Annotated in this window: 13 protein-coding genes; 9 read left to right on the top strand and 4 right to left on the bottom strand. The window is 64.7% G+C overall.

The features are described from left to right. The first annotated feature begins 243 nt into the window (after positions 1 to 243). The 6 genes from LR961_RS12575 to mutS all read left to right on the top strand — a co-directional run bounded on the left by LR961_RS12575 (position 244) and on the right by mutS (position 10,589). Positions 244 to 1,689, top strand: a complete 1,446-nt coding sequence (locus LR961_RS12575) for a DcaP family trimeric outer membrane transporter (protein ID WP_232149692.1) — start codon at positions 244 to 246, stop codon at positions 1,687 to 1,689. Between the two features lie 102 nt (positions 1,690 to 1,791). Continuing rightward, positions 1,792 to 3,141: an arginine/agmatine antiporter gene (adiC, locus tag LR961_RS12580; protein WP_232149694.1), complete on the top strand. Its 1,350-nt coding sequence runs from the start codon at positions 1,792 to 1,794 to the stop codon at positions 3,139 to 3,141. A gap of 30 nt (positions 3,142 to 3,171) precedes the next feature. Further along, complete coding sequence (locus LR961_RS12585; RefSeq protein ID WP_232149696.1) at positions 3,172 to 5,463, top strand: Orn/Lys/Arg decarboxylase N-terminal domain-containing protein; 2,292 nt, start codon at positions 3,172 to 3,174, stop codon at positions 5,461 to 5,463. A gap of 205 nt (positions 5,464 to 5,668) precedes the next feature. Next, a complete protein-coding gene (locus LR961_RS12590) occupies positions 5,669 to 6,574 on the top strand; it encodes a cation diffusion facilitator family transporter (protein WP_232149697.1) in 906 nt (301 codons plus the stop codon). After that, a complete protein-coding gene (locus LR961_RS12595; protein WP_232149698.1) occupies positions 6,571 to 7,890 on the top strand; it encodes an amino acid permease in 1,320 nt (439 codons plus the stop codon). Before LR961_RS12590 ends, LR961_RS12595 begins: the two co-directional genes overlap by 4 nt. Before the next feature lie 128 nt (positions 7,891 to 8,018). Beyond that, positions 8,019 to 10,589 (top strand): DNA mismatch repair protein MutS, encoded by a 2,571-nt coding sequence (gene mutS, locus LR961_RS12600; protein ID WP_232151143.1) that lies wholly within the window; start codon positions 8,019 to 8,021, stop codon positions 10,587 to 10,589. 592 nt (positions 10,590 to 11,181) lie between these two features. Here the strand turns inward: mutS and LR961_RS12605 are convergent. Beyond that, the gene (locus LR961_RS12605; RefSeq protein WP_232149699.1) at positions 11,182 to 11,799 is read right to left on the bottom strand and encodes a glutathione S-transferase family protein; all 618 of its coding nucleotides are present in this window, start codon (positions 11,797 to 11,799) and stop codon (positions 11,182 to 11,184) included. 66 nt (positions 11,800 to 11,865) lie between these two features. Then, the gene (locus tag LR961_RS12610; protein WP_232149700.1) at positions 11,866 to 12,558 is read right to left on the bottom strand and encodes a YafY family protein; all 693 of its coding nucleotides are present in this window, start codon (positions 12,556 to 12,558) and stop codon (positions 11,866 to 11,868) included. Between the two features lie 350 nt (positions 12,559 to 12,908). Between LR961_RS12610 and LR961_RS12615 the strand changes: the two genes are divergently transcribed. Next, positions 12,909 to 14,420 (top strand): catalase, encoded by a 1,512-nt coding sequence (locus tag LR961_RS12615; protein ID WP_232151144.1) that lies wholly within the window; start codon positions 12,909 to 12,911, stop codon positions 14,418 to 14,420. Positions 14,421 to 14,736: 316 nt separating this feature from the next. Then, positions 14,737 to 15,345 (top strand): DUF937 domain-containing protein, encoded by a 609-nt coding sequence (locus tag LR961_RS12620; RefSeq protein WP_232149702.1) that lies wholly within the window; start codon positions 14,737 to 14,739, stop codon positions 15,343 to 15,345. A gap of 201 nt (positions 15,346 to 15,546) precedes the next feature. On the opposite strand, the gene LR961_RS12625 is transcribed toward LR961_RS12620, so the two are convergent. Continuing rightward, entirely contained in the window at positions 15,547 to 15,954 is a 408-nt protein-coding gene (locus LR961_RS12625; protein WP_232149704.1) for an RNA-binding S4 domain-containing protein, read from the bottom strand. Positions 15,955 to 16,058: 104 nt separating this feature from the next. Between LR961_RS12625 and LR961_RS12630 the strand changes: the two genes are divergently transcribed. Next, entirely contained in the window at positions 16,059 to 17,510 is a 1,452-nt protein-coding gene (locus LR961_RS12630; RefSeq protein WP_232149706.1) for an MATE family efflux transporter, read from the top strand. A 123-nt stretch (positions 17,511 to 17,633) separates the two neighbouring features. Here LR961_RS12630 and LR961_RS12635 read toward each other — a convergent pair whose 3' ends face one another. Then, a complete protein-coding gene (locus tag LR961_RS12635; protein ID WP_232149708.1) occupies positions 17,634 to 18,989 on the bottom strand; it encodes a Gfo/Idh/MocA family oxidoreductase in 1,356 nt (451 codons plus the stop codon). Positions 18,990 to 19,008 lie beyond the last annotated feature (19 nt).

Genomic DNA, 19,008 nt, shown 5'->3' on the forward strand with positions numbered 1-19,008 from the left:
TCACACTGGCGAACATCAATCACAGCGGCGGCAGCACTACCTCTGTGCCGATAACGGCCGCGCGCGCGGTTTTCGTGATTTTCATGGGGCGATTCACGCTTCCATCATCACTTTTCGGACAACGTTACCCGGTCGCATCGCCGCGCCTCAGGAACCACGTGGCGATGCCTGAAATGCAGATGCAGACATCGTGTCCGGACACGCGCCGGCTGCGTGTGGTGCGTTTTATTCATGGAACGGGCGATGAAACCACAAACCCTCGCTATCGCGTTATCCCTGGCACTGGCACCTGGATGGGCCCGCGCGCAGGACTCGGTGGCCACGCTGCGCCAGGAAATCACCCAGGCGCAGAACCATCTGCAGGCATTGACCGAACGACTCAACGCACTGGAACGCGAACAGGGCCGCACTCCGCCATCAGCTACACAGGCAGCTGCACCGGCAGCGTCGGCGCAGCCGGCCCCAGCACATGTCGCGACGCAGGCCACCACGCAACCGCAGTCATCACCGGCGTCCTCGACCACCCAATCGGTTCTCCCTCCCCGCGATTCGGTGGCTGATCCTTCCATCGCTGCATCACGACCGGACAACGCGCCCTCGCCCACCGATCCGGAACTGAAAGGCTTCTTCGCCATCCCCGGCACCGAAACCATGATCCGCCTTGGCGGCTACGCCAAGCTCGATGCGATCGCCGACAACCGTGCCGCAGGTGACAAGGAACAGTTCGTGACCTCCAGCATCCCGGTCGGCAGTCCGCATCGGGATGTCTCCGAGTTCGCCATGCACGCCAAGCAGACCCGCTTCAGCTTTGAAGCACGGCGGCCAACGACCCACGGCAACCTGCGCTTCTACATGGAGAACGACTTCTTCGGCAGCAGCGACAGCTATCAGTACCGCCTGCGCCACGCCTACGGCCAACTGGGCAACACCTACGCCGGCTACGGCTACTCCACCTTCATGGATGCCGACTCGCTGCCAGACACGCTGGATTTCGCCGGCCCCGGCGCTGCCGGTTACCTGTTGGTGGCCGGTATCCATCACAGCTTCGCACTGGGCAAGGGCAACAGCCTGACCATCGCTGCCGAAGACCCGGATTCGCAACTGGCCAACACCGGCGATTCGGACATCAGCACCGAGCACCTACCCGATATCAGCCTGGTGGCGCGCATGGAGCGCAGCTGGGGCCATCTGCAACTGGGCGCAGTGGCACGCAGCCTGGGCTATGACGGTGACGGTCGCAGCGACCGCACTTTTGGCGGCGGCGCGCAGTTCAGTGGTTCGTACGCGGTGGCCGAACGCGACCTGTTGTTGTTCGGGCTGGTTGGCGGCAAGGGCATCGGCCGTTACACCGCCGATCTCACCGGTTCCGGGCTGGATGCGGCCATCGACGTCAACGGCGAACTCAAGGCCTTGCCCCTGTACGGCGGATTCTTCGGCTACACCCACTACTGGTCGGAGATGTGGCGCTCCAACCTGATCTACGGCGAGTTGCATGTGGACGATGCCAATGCACTGGCCAGCGATGCGTTCCGACGCAGCCGCTATGGCGCATTGAACCTTATCTGGAGCCCCGCGCCCTCATGGACGATGGGCATGGAAGTGCTCTACGGCCAACAGGAACTCCAGGATGGCCGCAGCGCGGATGCGTTGCGGCTGCAGGGCAGCCTCCAGTACAGCTTCATCAAGTAACCCAATGCCCCGCCGTTGCAGCACGACACGCAACGGCAGAGGCACAGGCAACGTGTTTTTCCCTCGACGATGCACCGGCGCTGCCGGTGACAGGAGACTTCCATGGCAGGTCAAAAAAAAATCGGTGTAGTCGGAGCCACCTTCCTGGTGGCCGGCAACATGATGGGATCAGGCGTGTTCCTGCTACCGTCCAGTCTGGCAAAGATCGGTACCGCTTCGATCTGGGGCTGGCTGATCACCACCGCCGGCGCGCTGCTGCTGGCATTCGTATTCGCCAAGCTCGGCAAGCTCGCGCCCCAGGCCGGTGGCCCCTACGCCTATGCACGTGACTGGTTCGGCCCGTACATGGGCTTCCAGACCAACACCATTTACTGGTTTGCCAACTGGATCGGCAATGTCGCCATTCCGATCGCGGCAGTTGGCTACTTCAGCTACTTCTTCCCGATCCTGTCCGACCCGTTGCCACGCTGCATCGCGGTGCTGGCGCTGGTGTGGGCATTGAGCTTCGCCAACGTGATCGGCCCGTCGTTCGTCAGCCGGGTGCAGACGGTGACCACCAGCTTCGCGCTGATCCCGATCCTGGGCATCGCCATCTTCGGCTGGTTCTTCTTTGACCCGGCCATCTTCAAGGGCGCGTACAACGTGTCGGGCGAATCCAACTTCGGTGCAGTATCCAGTGCCGCAGCATTGACGCTGTGGGCCTTCATCGGCGTGGAATCGGCATCGGTGACCGCCGGCGTGGTGGAGAACCCGGAGAAGAACGTGGCACGCGCCACGCTGGCCGGCGTATTCCTGGCGGCGGTTGCCTACATCGCCAGTTCGTCGGTGATCATGGGCATGGTGCCCAACGCGGACCTGCAGGTCTCCGATGCGCCGTTCGCACTGGCAGCTGCCAACGCGGTCGGTGGCTGGGGCGGCGCGCTGGTCAGCCTGTGTGCCTTCATCGGTGCGGCCGGCTCGCTGGGCGGCTGGATCCTGCTGACCGCACAGAGCGCCAAGGCAGCTTCCGATGACGGCCTGTTCCCGAGCATCTTCAGCAAGATCAATGACAACGAAGTGCCGGTGAAGGGCGTACTGATCGTCGCGGTGCTGATGACCCTGGCGGTGTTGATCACGTCCACCTCGGAAACCGCCTCGGCACAGTTCGACGTCATCACCTCGGCAGCGGTCGTGCTGACCCTTCTGCCTTACATCTATTCGTGCGTGGCCTGCTACTTCGTGGTGGAACGCTCGCACACGCTGGTGCATACCGGTGCTTTCTGGTTCCTGACCAGCATCACCGTCGTTTACTGCCTGTGGGCCATCTTTGGTTCGTCCGGCAGCATCGTCCAGTACGCCTTCCTGTTCGTACTGTTCATCACTGTCTTCTATCCGTTCTTTAGTGACGAACGCCGCAAGCAGCGCCTTGCCAAGATCACTCCGGCCGGCACGTCGCGTGCCGCCACGAACTGAACCCCCGCTCGGTAGAAAAGGAACACAACCATGTATTTCAAATCGCTTGATTACCCGCTGGTCATCATCGACGCCGACTACGATTCACCGCGCATCAATGGCATCCTGATCCGCGCCCTGGCCGATGAGTTGCGCAAGAACGACCAGCGCGTGCTGTGCGGCCTGACCCTGGACGATGCCCGCGCCGGTGCGCGCACCTATGTCGCCGCCTCGGCGGTGCTGATCTCCATCGACGGCACCGAGGAGAGCGACGGCCAGTTCCAGCAGCTGCTCGCCTTCCTGCGTGAACAGAGCCAGCGTCGTGCGGACCTTCCGGTATTCCTGTACGGCGACCGCCGCACCATCGAAAAGGTACCGGCGAAACTGCTCCGGTACGTGCACGGCTACATCTTCCTGTTCGAGGACACCAAGAGTTTCATCGCCCGTCAGGTGATGCGTGCGGCCGAAGACTACATGGCCAAGCTGCTGCCACCGTTCTTCAAGGCGCTGATCCACCATGCGGCCGAGTCGAACTACTCCTGGCATACGCCGGGCCATGCCGGCGGCGTGGCGTTCACCAAATCGCCGGTTGGCCGTGCGCTGCACCAGTTCTATGGCGAGAACACGCTGCGCAGCGATCTGTCGATCTCGGTCCCCGAACTGGGCTCGCTGCTTGACCACACCGGCCCGATCCGTGATGCCGAGGCCGAGGCGGCGCGCAATTTCGGTGCGGACCACACGTTCTTCGTCACCAATGGCACCTCGACCGCCAACAAGATCGTCTGGCACGGCACCGTGGCGCGCGGGGACATCGTGTTCGTGGACCGCAATTGCCACAAGTCGCTGCTGCACGCACTGATCATGACCGGCGGCGTACCGGTGTACTTCACTCCCAGCCGCAATGCCCACGGCATCATCGGCCCGATCAGCCTGGACCAGTTCTCCGAACAGGCGATGCAGAAGATGATCCAGGCCAACCCGTTGGCCAGCAAGGTTGCCAAGCCGGGCGTCAAGCCGCGCATCGCGGTGGTCACCAATTCCACCTATGACGGCCTGTGCTACAACGCCGAGAAGATTGCCGACAACCTCGGCACCGCGGTGGACTTCCTGCACTTCGACGAGGCGTGGTACGCCTACGCCGCCTTCCATCCGTTCTATGAGAACCACTACGGCATGGCCAAGGGCAAGCCGCGCGAACAGGATGCGATCATCTTCACCACCCACTCCACGCACAAGTTGCTGGCCGCGTTCTCGCAGGCATCGATGATCCACGTGCGCAACGCCTCCACGCGCGAGCTGGATGCGGAGCGGTTCAACGAATCGTTCATGATGCACACCTCCACCAGCCCGCACTACGGCATCATCGCCGCCTGCGACGTGGCCTCGAAGATGATGGAAGGCGACGCGGGCAAGTCGCTGGTGCAGGAAATGCAGGACGAGGCGGTTGCCTTCCGCCGCGCCATGCTGCACGTCAGCGAAGACCTGGGCCGCGACGAATGGTGGTTCAAGGTCTGGCAGCCCGATGGTGTGGAACGCACGCTCGCCAACGGCGGCACCGACGCCAAGCCGATGGTCGCCTCGCGCCCGGACTGGTACCTGCGCCCGGATGCACGCTGGCATGGTTTCGACAACCTTGCAGACGAGTACGTGCTGATCGATCCGATCAAGGTGACGCTGCTCACGCCCGGCCTGTCGATGGATGGCGAGATGGGCAAGCTTGGCATCCCCGCTGCCGTGTTGAGCAAGTTCCTGTGGACGCGCGGCATCACCGTGGAGAAGACCAACCTGTACTCGGTGCTGTTCCTGTTCTCGATGGGCATCACCAAGGGCAAGTGGAGCACGCTGGTCACCGAGCTGATGGCGTTCAAGGACCTGTACGACAGCAATGCCCCGCTCAGCCACGCACTGCCCAGCCTGGTGGAAGACCACCCCACGGCCTACGCCGACTGGGGCCTGCGTGACCTGTGCGAGGCGCTGCACGCCTTCAACAACGAGTTCCGCGTGGCCGAGGTGATGCGCGAGATGTACGTGGACCTGCCCGAACCGGTGATGACCCCGGCCGAGGCCTACAACCATCTGGTGCAGGGTCAGATCGAACGCGTGGACATCGACCAGATCAGCGGCCGCGTGGCCGGCACGATGCTGGTGCCCTACCCGCCGGGCATCCCGACGATCATGCCGGGCGAACGCTTCGGCGCACAGGATGAACCCATCATCCAGTCGCTGCGCATCGCCCGTGAACAGAACGCACGCTTCCCCGGCTTCGAATCGGACGTGCACGGCCTGATCATCGACAACAGCGGAGACAAGCCGACCTACAAGGTGGAGGTGTTGAAGCTGTAAGCACCGAAGCAGCACATGCTGGCTACTCCCTTCTCCCGTAAAACGGGAGAAGGTGCCCCGAAGGGGCGGATGAGGGGCTTTAACGCTTTTGACTTGAACCAGACCGCATGACCAACTGCAGAAGCAGAATCAGAAGCTCCCCTCACCCCAACCCCTCTCCCATGCACGGGAGAGGGGCTTTGCATAAGGCTTCCCCGCACAACCAATGACCAGTACCCGCCAGGAACAACGCGTGCTGCAATTGTCGATCGCCGCAACCGTTCTGGTTGCGGCGATCGGTTTCATTGGTGGCATGCTGGCGCGCTCGCAGGCCATCCTTTTCGACGGCATCTACAGCCTGGTGGACGTGGCCCTGACCCTGGTTGCGCTGGCGGTGCTGCGCCTGATGAGCACCGAACAGAGCCCGCGTTTCCAGTACGGCTTCTGGCACCTGGAACCGATGGTCGAAGCGCTCGGCGGTGCCATTCTCAGTCTTGCCTGCATCTACGCCCTGGCCAACGCGGTCATCGGCTTCAGCAGCGGCGGACATGAAACCCGGCTGGGTCCCGGCCTGGCATGGGCGGCGCTGCTGGCGGTGGTGGATCTGGCCATGGCGGTATGGATTGGACGCCATGCCCGCCGTCTGGAATCCGGACTGCTCGCACTGGACGCACGCGCCTGGCTGCTGACCGGCCTGATGAGCCTGGCCGTGGTGCTGTCGTTCGTGATCGCCTTCGCGTTGCGCGGCGGTGCGCACGAAGGCTGGATTCCCTATATGGACCCGCTGGTACTGGCCGGCATCAGTCTGGTGGCCCTGCCGGTCCCACTGCGTGCTGCATGGAAGGCCGCACGCGAAGTGCTGCAGGTCGCACCGGATGAACTGGACCGGCGCGTACAGGAAGTGATGAGCGAGTTCATTGCCGAGCATCGGTTCGAAGGCTTCACCAGCCATGTAGCCAAGATTGGCCGCATGCAGTTCATCGAGATCCATATCCTGACCCGCCCCGACGCCCAACTGGGCACCATCGGTGACGTCGACCGGCTGCGCGATGAGATCGCCACCCGCCTGGATGCACGCTCAGGCCGCTTCTGGCTGACCATCGATTTCACCTCCGACCCTGCCTGGACATGAGCGCACCTGCCCCACAGAAAATGGGCCTGATGATGGCCACCATGCTGGTCGCCGGCAACATGATCGGCACCGGCGTGTTCCTGCTGCCGGCCAACCTGGCCACCGTTGGCAGCATCTCCTCCTTTGGCTGGCTGATCGCCACCGCCGGCGCCATCGCGCTGGGGCTGGTGTTCGCACGGCTGTCCCAACTCAACCCGCAGCCGGGCGGGCCATATGCCTATGCGCGCGATACGTTCGGCAACTACATCGGCTTCGTCAGCAACTATGCCTACTGGTTCGGCAACTGGATCGGCAATGTCGCCATCGCGCTCGTGGTCACCGGCTACCTGAGCCAGTTGTGGCCGTGGCTGCAGGACATCTACCCGCGCCTTGGTTTCACCCTGGCGGTGATCTGGCTGCTGAGCCTGGCCAATGCGCGTGGTGCGCGCTGGATCGGCGCACTGGAAACCGGCACCTTGCTGCTCGCCTTGATCCCGATCCTGAGCATCGCCATCGCCGGTTGGTGGTGGTTCGACCCGGAGCTGTTCAAGGCCGGCTGGAACGTCAGCGGCATGGAAGACAGCGCGGCCATTTCGCGCAGCGCATCGATCGCGCTATGGGCGTTCATGGGCGTTGAAAGCGCGGCAGTGTCGGCCGACGTCATCGACAACCCCAAACGCAACATCCCGCTGGCCACCCTGTTCGGCCTGGCGTTGTCGGCGGTGATCTACATCAGCTGCTCGCTTGTGATCATGGGCATGCTGCCAATGGAAGCGCTGCGCGATTCCTCCGCACCGTTTGCCGACGCCGCCCGCCTGATGGTCGGCCCGTGGGGCGTGGCGGTGATCGCGTTGTGCGCGGTGTTCAAGTCATTCGGCGCGCTGGGCGGCTGGATGCTGCTGGTCGGCCAATCGGCCAAGGCCGCCGCCGAGGATGGGCTGTTCCCGCGCGTGTTCTGCAAGCTCAACCGGCACGGCATGCCCGGCACCGGGCTGATGATCGTGGCGGTGCTGATGAGCGCGCTGCTGCTGGTAACCTCCTCGCCAACGCTGGCCCGCCAGTTCGACCAGCTGACCAACATCGCGGTGCTGCTGACCATCATCCCGTACCTGTTCTCGGCCGGCGCGTTGGCTGCGACCACGCTGGAGCGCAATGAACAGGGCTGGCTGCGTGCCGGCTGCCTGCTGACCGCCGCCGCGGCGGTCGCCTACTGCCTGTACGCCCTGCTCGGCGCCGACCCGCAACTGCTGGCCTACGCCACCGTGGCCATGCTGTTCAGCGCCGCGCTGTACCCGTTCTTCCGCAAGCGGATGCTGGAGGCCGGGGGCGGCCGCTAGCGCCCCGGCTTCCCTACCCTTCGTGTGCCGGCGGGCCAGCCCCTACAATGGCGCCCTTACGGCAGCCCCTGCCCGGCAATCGAAGTGGATCCCGCGTGACCGAGAAAAAGCCCGAACACACCCCGTTGATGAAGCAGTTCTTCGCAGCCAAGGCCGACTATCCGGACCTGCTGCTGTTCTTCCGGATGGGCGATTTCTACGAGCTGTTCTACGACGATGCGCGCAAGGCCGCGCGCCTGCTGGACATCACCCTGACCCAGCGCGGCAGTTCCGGCGGCGCGCCGATCCCGATGGCCGGTGTGCCGGTGCATGCCTACGAAGGCTATCTGGCGCGGCTGGTGGCGCTGGGCGAATCGGTGGCCATCTGCGAGCAGATCGGCGACCCGGCACTGGCCAAGGGCCTGGTCGAACGCAAGGTCGTGCGCATCGTCACCCCCGGCACCGTCACCGACGAAGCCCTGCTGGACGAGCGCCGCGACACCCTGCTGATGGCGCTGTCGCGCAACAAGGCCGGCTACGGCCTGGCCTGGGCCGATCTGGCCGGTGGCCGCTTCCTGGTCAACGAAGTGGACACCGACGACGCACTGGAAGCCGAACTGGCCCGGCTGGAACCGGCCGAGCTGCTGGTGCCCGACGAAGAAGACTGGCCCGAGTTCCTGCGCCAGCGCAGCGGCGTGCGCCGGCGTGCGCCGTGGCTGTTCGACGCCGACAGCGGCCGTCGCCAGTTGCTGAGCTTCTTCAAGCTGCATGACCTCACCGGCTTCGGCATCGACGACAAGCCGCGCGCCACCGCCGCGGCTGGCGCCCTGCTCGGCTACGTCGAGGAAACCCAGAAGCAGCGCCTGCCGCACCTGACGTCCATCTCGATGGAAAACGCCGGCGAGGCGATCGCGATGAACGCCGCCACCCGCCGTCATCTGGAACTGGACACGCGGGTTGACGGCGATACCCGCAACACCCTGCTTGGCGTGCTGGACAGCACCGTCTCGCCGATGGGCGGACGCCTGCTGCGCCGCTGGCTGCACCGTCCGCTGCGCCTGCGCAACGTGCTGCAGCAACGGCATCATGCGGTGGCCACCCTGATCGACCGTGGCACCGATGCCGATCTGCGGGAGAGCTTCCGCGCCCTGGGCGACATCGAACGCATCCTCACCCGCATGGCGCTGCGCTCGGCGCGCCCGCGTGACTTCTCGACGCTGCGCGACGGCCTGGGCCTGCTGCCGGCCATCAACGAACACCTGGATGGTCTGGATTCGCCGCGCCTACAACAGCTGCGCGCCGAACTGGGTTCGCATGATGAAAGCGCCCATCTGCTGGCCAGCGCGATTGCCGAGCAACCGCCGCTGAAGTTGTCCGACGGTGGCGTGATCGCCGAAGGCTATGACGCAGAGCTGGACGAACTGCGCCGGCTGTCCACGCATGCCGACCAGTTCCTGATCGATCTGGAAGCCCGCGAGCGCCAGGCCAGCGGCATTGCGACGCTGAAGGTCGGCTACAACCGCGTGCACGGCTACTACATCGAAATCAGCAAGGGACAGGCAGAAAAGGCACCGGTGCATTACACGCGCCGCCAGACCCTGACCAATGCCGAGCGCTACATCACCGAGGAGCTGAAGAGCTTCGAGGACAAGGTGCTGTCCGCACGCGAGCGTTCGCTCAGCCGCGAGAAGCTGCTGTACGAAGGCCTGCTCGACATCGTGGCCGAGCACCTGGAGCCGCTCAAGCGCTGCGCCGCCGCACTCAGCGAACTGGACGTGCTGGCCGCCTTCGCCGAACGCGCACAGGCGCTGGACTGGGCACAGCCCGAATTGCAGGACGAGCCCTGCCTGCGGATCGAACGTGGCCGCCACCCCGTGGTGGAAGCCGTGCGCGATGCACCGTTCGAGCCGAACGACATCGACCTGCATCCGGACCGCCGCATGCTGGTCATCACCGGCCCGAACATGGGCGGTAAGTCGACCTACATGCGTCAGAACGCGCTGATCGTGCTGCTGGCGCATATCGGCAGCTTCGTGCCGGCCAGGCGCGCGGTGATCGGCCCGATCGACCGCATCCTGACCCGCATCGGTGCCGGCGACGACCTGGCCAAGGGCCAGTCCACCTTCATGGTGGAAATGGCCGAAACCAGCTACATCCTGCACCACGCCACCGCGCACTCGCTGGTGCTGATGGACGAGATCGGCCGTGGCACCTCCACCTACGACGGCCTTGCGCTGGCCGATGCGGTGGCCCGCCACCTGGCCTACCAGAACCGCTGCTACACGCTGTTCGCCACGCACTATTTCGAGCTGACCGCACTGGCCGACGAGAGCCACGAGGGCGGCGCCAGTGGCATCGCCAACGTGCACCTGGATGCGGTGGAACACACCGACAAGAACGGTGGCGAGCGGCTGGTGTTCATGCATGCGGTGAAGGACGGCCCGGCCAACCGCAGCTTCGGCCTGCAGGTAGCGGCGTTGGCCGGCCTGCCGCGTGCGACCGTGGCGCAGGCACGGCGCCGTCTGGCCGAACTGGAGCAGCGTGGCGGCGAGACGCAGGCTGCGGCGATGGCACCCCAGGCGCTGGACGCACCGCAGCAGTTTGGCCTGTTCGCCGCACCGACCTCGGCGGCGCTGGACGCATTGCAGGCGATCGATCCTGACGAGCTGACACCCAAGCAGGCACTGGAAGCGCTGTACCGGGTGAAGTCGCTGCTGTAACCGCAGCGACGGAGACCAAGCACGGGCGCCGGCACGCCCGCCCGCGTTGTTCCCACACCGCGATCCGCACCGCTGTTGCAGGAGCGGCGTAAGCCGCGAAGCTATCAATGCATCCGTCATCGCAACGCTTGTCATTGCACGCACTGCAATTGCACGCCACTCCGCGACCGGCAGGACAACCAGCTTCGCGGCTTACGCCGCTCCTACAGATTCCTGCACCGCGATCCGCTCCGCTGTTGTAGGAGCGGCGTAAGCCGCGAAACTAACGATACATCCATCATCGCAGCGCCTGTCATTGCACGCACTGCAATTGCACGCCACTCCGCGACCGGCAGGACAACCAGCTTCGCGGCTCACGCCGCTCCTACAGATTCCTGCACCGGAGCCTGCTCCGCTGCTGTAGGAGCGGCTTCAGCCGCGAAGCTATCGATACATCCGTCATCGCGGCGCCTGTCATTGCACACACTGCAATTGCGCGCCATTCCGCAACCGGCAGGAACACCAGCTTCGCGGCTGAAGCCCTTCCTACGACGCGTTCTTTCTGCATGCAGTGCGCCCTTCCCGCGTGGAGAAGGGCGCCTCTGCTTTTGCTTCAACCAGCCGCTGCGGCCAACGCGTTGTCGCGATTATTGGCCGCCACCGATGCCGGGCGGCTGACATGGCGCGCAGCGAAGACTTCAAACGCGGGCCGCTTTTCCACCACGCCGATCATCATGAAATACGACAACGACGCGGCCACATACAGGTCCACTGCGGTGAAGTGATCGCCAGCCAGATGCGCGCGGCCGGTCACGGCCTGTTCCAGCGTGTCGAGCACATCTCCGTCAGCGCCGTAGCCGGCGCCCATTGCCGGCGCCAGCGTGCCGATGCTCTTGGCGGTCAGCCAGGCCTCGAACGGGCCGGACATGAAGAACAACCAACGGTAGTACGCCGCGCGCTCGACAGAACCCGGCGGCGGGGCCAGCTGCTTCTCGGGTACCAGCTCGGCCAGGTAGGCACAGATGGCGGCGTTCTCGGTGACCACCGCCTCGCCGTGGCGCAACGCCGGCACCTTGCCCATCGGGTTGATGGCGCGGTAGTCGGCGGACTTCATGCTGGTGCCGAACTCCAGCAGCACTTCTTCATACGGCAACCCGGTTTCCTCCAGCATCCAACGTGCCAGGCGGCCGCGTGAATTGGGATGGGTATAGAACGTCAGCGTGGCGGTCATGGCCGGTACCTGTCTGGTTGGGAGTCCGCAGTGTGCGTGGGGCCTGCTGACAGCCAATGTCAGCAGTCAGGCACCCCTGCGCCGACGACGCGCATCGTTCCAGCGCTTGAGCAGGGTATGCCGCTGCTCAGGATAGCGCTGGCCGGTATCCACCAGCGCCACCATCCGGTCAGCCCGGAAATGGCGGAAGTCGCCGCGCATTTCGCACCATGCCGCAAGCAGCCGCATGTCCGCCAGAAAGGCCATCGCGAACGGCCAGATCACCCGCTCGCTGGTTCGTCCTTCGCCATCGCGGTACTGAATGCGCACCGCATTGCCGGCACGGATGGCGCGGCGCAATGCCGGCAACCACGGTTCGGGTTCAACCGGTCGCCATTGCGGGGCGAACAGGCCGCTGGTCTCCACCTGCAAACGCAGCGTTTCCGGCAGCACCCCGATCATCCGGTCCAGTGCGGCGCCGGCAGCGGCGGCCAGTTCCGGATCGGCGTGCGAGGCGACCCAACGCGTTCCCAGCACGACAGCTTCAAGCTCTTCGGCCGAAAACATCATCTGCGGCAACAGGAAGCCGGCACGCAGCTGGTAACCGACTCCCGGGTCACCAATGATGTCCGCGCCCTGCCCGCGGAGGGCATCGATGTCGCGGTACAGCGTGCGCAGGCTTACGCCCAGTCGTTCGGCCAGCAACGCGCCGCGCACCGGTTTACGGCGCCGCCTCAATTCATCGAGCAGATGCAGCAGACGGGTGGCGCGCTGGGTCATGCAGGTGTCCGCAAAGAGGGGGCACAGCATATCGCTGGTACCTCCCGGCTTGCTGCGCGGCAACCATGCGGTGGCGTGTCCACGGCAACAGAGCTGGCAGATTCAATCGGTCGCACCGATAGGTGAACGCTATCAGTCCGAGCGAATCATTCGATTATTCATTTCACCTGGCCGTAGCTACAGTCGGGTGAAGATGTTCCCTCAGCCAGCAGGAGCCAGCGATGAGCAGCAACGACACCAAACCGACCTGTCCGTATCACAGCGCCCCCAGCCCCGAACAGGCGGCACAATCGCAACGCGACACCAGCACCACGCCCAAGCAGAAGCAGGGCGACGCGCCGGTGACGCCGATGACCACCGCCTTCGGTGCGCCGGTGGTGGACAACCAGAACAGCAAGACCGCCGGCCCGCGTGGCCCGCTGCTGATGGAAGACGTGTGGCTGCTGGAGAAGCTGGCCAACCTCAACCGCGAGATCATTCCCGAGCGGCGCATGCATGCGAAGGGTTCGGGCGCGTTCGGCACCTTCACCGTTACCCACGACATCAGCAAGTACACCCGCGCCAAGATCTTCTCGGCCGTGGGCAAGCAGACCGAGATGTTCGCCCGCTTCACCACCGTGGCCGGCGAGCGCGGCGCGGCCGATGCCGAACGCGACATCCGTGGCTTCGCGCTGAAGTTCTACACCGAAGAAGGCAACTGGGACCTGGTGGGCAACAACACGCCGGTGTTCTTCCTGCGTGACCCGCGCAAGTTCGGCGACCTCAACAAGGCGGTCAAGCGCGACCCGCACACCAACCTGCGTAGCGCCCGCAACAACTGGGATTTCTGGACGCTGCTGCCCGAGGCGCTGATGCAGGTGACCGTGGTGATGAGCGACCGCGGCATCCCGCGCAGCTTCCGCCACATGCACGGTTTTGGTTCGCACACCTACAGCTTCACCAACAACGACGGTGAACGCTACTGGGTGAAGTTCCACTTCCACAGCCAGCAGGGCATCGAGGCACTGACCGACGCGCAGGCCGAAGTGCTGGTCGGCAAGGACCGCGAAAGCCACGGTCGCGACCTGTTCCAGGCCATCGAACGCGGCGACTTCCCGAAGTGGAAGCTGTTCGTGCAGATCATGCCGGAGCTGGAAGCGGAAACCTACCGCATCCATCCGTTCGACCTGACCAAGGTGTGGCCCAAGAGCGACTACCCCCTGATCGAAGTGGGCGAGTTCGTGCTCAACCGCAACCCGGAAAACTGGTACCAGGACGTGGAGCAGTCGGCCTTCGCACCGAGCAACCTGGTGCCGGGCATCGGCCCCTCGCCGGACAAGATGCTGCAGGCGCGTCTGTTCGCCTACACCGATGCGCAGCGCTACCGCCTGGGCGTGAACCACCACCAGATCCCGGTGAACGCCGCACGTTGCCCGGTCAACAGCAACCACCGCGACGGAACCATGCGCGTGGACGGCAACTACGGTGGCCTGCCGCATTACGAGCCCAACAGCTACGGCCAGTGGCAGGAACAGCCGCAGTACCGCGAGCCGCCGTTGAAGATCCGTGGCGATGCGGACTTCTGGAACTTCCGCGAGGATGACAGCGACTACTTCAGCCAGCCCGGCGCGCTGTTCCGCAGCTACAACGAGGCGCAGAAGCAGCGTCTGTTCAACAACACCGCACGAGCGCTGGGCGATGCACCGGACTTCATCAAGCAACGCCACATCGACAACTGCACCAAGGCCGACCCGGCATATGGCTCAGGCATCACCGCCGCACTGAAGGCGCTGGCCGGCACCAAGCCCGACCCGCTCAAGCCGGCCCAGCCGGAAGCCGAATATCCGGCAGCAACACCCGGCGCCGAGGACATCAGCCTCTAAGCCCACGCAACCGGCCCGCCATCTGGCGGGCCGGTTGGTTCTGGCTGCTGCTGAAGACATCGGCCTGCCCGCGCAGGCGCGGCTTCAGCCGCGACGCTGGGGATACCGCTGATGCCTACTTGTCCTGCAATTGCAGCAACCCGGCCACCGGACCCTGCGCCAGCTTCGCGGCTGAAGCCGCTCCTACAGACCACCTCCGGTTCCCTGTCCTCGCCCATGCACGCCGCCTTGCCAGCAGGGTTGGTTGAATGCGCTTACAACCCACCCCTCCGGGGGTACCATTCCACCAGGCAACCCAACCGCAAGGATTCTCCCGATGAGCCTGACCGACGACCTTCTTTCCCAGTTGCAGGGCGCACCGCTGCAACAGGTTTCCCAGCAGCTGGGCATAGACAGCCAACAGGCTTCGGGTGCCATCAGTGCCGCCCTGCCCCTGCTGATGGGCGCACTGGGCAACAACGCCGCCAAGCCACAAGGTGCTGAAGCCTTGCTTGGTGCATTGCAGACCAACCACAGCGGCCTGGACATCGGCAGCGTGCTCGGCTCGGTGCTCGGTGGCGGCAACAGCCCGGCCACCAACGGCGCCGGTATCCTCGGCCACATCTTCGGCAGCAACGAGAGCCGGGCCGAGACCGGCCTTGCCCAGGCCACCGGCCTGAGCCCGAGCAGCTCGGGACAATTGTTGAAGATCCTCGCCCCGATCGTGATGGCGTTTCTGGCCCAGCGCATGGCCAGCGGCGGCAACCAGACTGATGCAGGCGGGTTGGCGCAGATCCTTGGCCAGGAAAAGCAGCAGGTCACCCAGGCCGGCGGCATCGGCGGCGGCCTGCTGGGCAGCGTGCTCGACCAGGATGGCGATGGCCAGTTCGGCGTGGCCGATCTGATCAAGCTGGGCAGCGGCCTGCTGGGCAGCGCCAAGCGCTGATGCACGTTCAGGCGTGATGAAATGAAAACGCCACCTACAAGGTGGCGTTTTCTTTGGCGGGGTACGTGGAACGCGAAGGGCTTGCGCGCGTGATTCCGATGCGTTGCATTCCCGGCCTACCGTTCCCCCGCAAGCACAGCGACATCAAACAGCAGCGCGAACTACAGCGTCCCCGATCCCGCATTGCGGATCACGGCCCTGCTACAACGCATCGATATCGCCCAAGGCGCGGATCAGCCGCCGGGCGCGCTTGTCCGGCTTGTGTTCGGGCGGCTGGTAACCGGTGCGCTCGGCGGCACGACGCAGGCGTAGTTCCTCGCGCGCCTTCTTCGAGGCTTCGCTTTCCTCGTACAAGGTCTGGGCAACGGGCGCCGAGCCGCGCGTGCCGCTCAGGCCACGCACGCTGACTTCGAACACTTCATCGCCACGTTGCACACGCAGCGCATCACCCACGCGGATTGCCCGCGAGGATTTGGCACGCTGCCCGGCAACATCGACCCTGCCGGTGTCCACCGCCTGCTTGGCCAGGCTGCGGGTCTTGAAGAAACGTGCGGCCCACAACCACACATCAAGGCGGATGCCGGGGGCCAGAACTGCTGCTTGATTCATCGCTTGTCGTGTCTCCACATTGAGCACCGGCGGTGCATACCTGCCGTCGGTACCGTCACCTGCAAGATGCTAACGTGCCTGCCTCGTATCGGGACCGCCGCACCATGTCGAAAACAAGCTCCGCCCGCTCCCTGACCGAAGGCCCGATCGGGCGTGGCCTGCTGATGTTCTCGCTGCCCATTCTCGCCGGCAACATCGCCCAGTCGCTGAATGGCTCGGTCAATGCGATCTGGGTGGGCAAGTTCCTGGGCGAGGCGGCGCTGACCGCCACGGCCAACGCCAACAACATCATGTTCTTCCTGATCGGCTCGGTGTTCGGCATCGGCATGGCCGCCACCATCCTGATCGGCCAGTCCATCGGCGCCAAGGACCTGCCGCAGGCACGGCGGGTGATGGGCACCAGCGCCACGTTCTTCATCGGCCTGTCGGCGGTGATCGCGGTGGCGGGCTGGTTCCTTTCGCATCGTCTGCTGCTGGCCATGGGCACGCCGGCCGAATCCCTGCCGATGGCCGACGCCTACCTGAAGGTGATCTTCCTGGCGATGCCGATGCTGTATGCCTTCGCCTTCATCACCGCGGCACTGCGCGGTGCCGGTGACTCGCGCACGCCGTTCCGCTTCCTGTTGCTGGCAGTGCTGCTGGACATCGTCTTCAACCCATTGTTCATTTTCGGCCTGGGACCGTTCCCGGAACTGGGCGTCGCGGGCTCGGCCTGGGCGACATTCTTCTCGCAGGCGTTGGCATTGGCCGGGCTGCTGCTGTACCTGCGCAACAAACGGCACATGCTGTGGCTGGGGCGCAAGGATGCCCACCTGCTGAAGATAGATACGGAGATCCTGAAGGCACTGATCGCCAAGGGCGTACCGATGGGTGCGCAGATGGTGCTGATCTCACTGGCGATGATCATGATGATCAGCATGGTCAACAGTTATGGCGTGGAAACCGCCTCGGCCTACGGCGCGGCCATGCAGCTGTGGACCTACGTGCAGATGCCGGCGATGGCCATTGGCGCGGCCTGTTCGTCGATGGCGGCGCAGAACGTGGGCGCCGGCAACTGGCAGCGCGTGGGTGCCACCGCGCGCACCGGCGTGCTGTTCAACTTCCTGCTGACCGGCGCCTTGATCGCCCCGATCATCCTGTTTGATCGCAGCACCCTGGCGCTGTTCCTGCCGGCGGCCAGCTCGGCGCTGGAAATCGGCCGCCACCTCAACCACATCGCGGTGTGGTCGTTCCTGTTCTTCGGGGTGACCTTCGTGCTGTCCGGCGTGGTGCGTTCCACCGGCGCGGTGGTCGCACCGCTGATAATCCTGGCGGTGGCGATGTGGGGCATCCGTGTGCCCTTCGCCAAGTGGCTGCAACCCGCACTGGGTGCCGACGCCATATGGTGGAGCTTCCCGGTCAGCGCGTTCTGCTCGATGTTGATGATCATGGCCTATTACCGCTGGGGCAACTGGCGCTCGGCCACGATGTTGCACAAGCCCGAACAGGACACCCTGGCGACGCCGGCCGAAGTGGGCAGCTGCCCGCCCTCGCCGGTGGCTGATACCAATGCTTGAGTTACGCGGAATGGCAACTGCAATAGAGCCGAGCCACGCTCGGCTGGGAACTTGTCGGGAACGGCAGCGCCCCTTCCCCGCCCTCCCCTCGCCTGCGGCAAAGGGAGGGCGCGACAACGCTGCTCAGTAGGTTCCGTCAAACGCGAAGATCGGCTTGCGCTGCTTCCACAGGCCGTTGGTGAAATCCGGGAACTCCAGCGTCTGGAAGTTGTTGGCGATGGACTGCTCCGACAACGGCGTGATCGCGCTCCACGCCACCGCATCGTAGATGTCGATCGGCATGGGTGCCTTGGCCTTCAGCGCCTCGACGAAGGCGTGGATCACGAACCAGTCCATGCCGCCGTGACCGGCGCTGGCGGCGGTGTCGGCATGCTGTTTCCACAGCGGATGCTCGTACTGGTCCTGGTAGCCCTTGAAGTCTTCCCACTGGTGCGGCGGGCTGCGGCCTTCGATGTGGATCGAACGGTTCACGTCCATCCACAGGCCCTTGGTGCCCTGCACGCGGAAACCCATCGAGTACGGACGTGGCAGCGAGGTGTCGTGCTGCAGCAGGATGGTCTCGCCGTTCTCGCAGGCCAGCGTGGTGGTGACGATGTCACCCAGCTTGAAATTGACCTTGGTGCTGGGATGCGTGGTGCCACCGCTCTTGGCCACGGTGTACTCGTGCAGACCGCGTGCCTTGCTGGCAAACGCATTGATGTGGGTGAAGCGGTTGCCACGGTTGATGCCGGTGTACATCGCACACGGGCCGATGCCGTGGCTGGGGTACAACTCACCGTTGCGCTTGACCGAATGCTCGGTGCGCCAGCGTGCTTCAGACCAGCCCTTGGCGCCGAACTCCACGCCGCTGTCATACGGATGTTCCGGCGTGCCGTCGTTGAACTTCACCCCGCGCAGGTCGTGCTGGTAGCCGCCTTGCAGGTGAACCAGTTCACCAAACAGGCCAGTGCGCACCATCTGCAGGGCAGCCATCACGTCGCGGCGATAGCAGACATTCTCCAGCAGCATGTACGGCGTGCCGGTGGACAGCTGGGTGTTGAGCACGTCCCAGTGGTCCTGCAGGGTGATGCCGGCCACAACCTCGCAACCCACGGCGATCTTTGCCTGCATCGCGGCAATGGCCATCGGGGCATGCAGTTCCCAAGGCGTGGCGATGATGACGCCATCGATGCCCTTCTGTTCCAGCAGGCGCTTCCACGCATTTTCATCGCGGTCCTGGCCATACGCCTGCGGTGCCGGCTTGCCGGCCTTGGCCACCATGCCCATGGCCTTGCCCAGCATGATCGGCTCGATGTCGCACAGCGCGACCACTTCCACGTCGTCGCGGCGTACCAGCTCCTTCAGCAGCACCTGGCCGCGCATGCCGGTGCCGATCACGCCCAGCCGCACCTTGCGGTTGCGCGCCCAGGCCGGCGTGGATGGCAGCAGACTGGTGGCGGCCAGGGCCGTGCTGGTCAGGATGAATTCCCTGCGTTTCATTGCATGTCCTCTTTCGTGA

Origin of the sequence: Stenotrophomonas sp. SY1 (assembly GCF_021202945.1) — a bacterium.
GTDB lineage: Bacteria > Pseudomonadota > Gammaproteobacteria > Xanthomonadales > Xanthomonadaceae > Stenotrophomonas.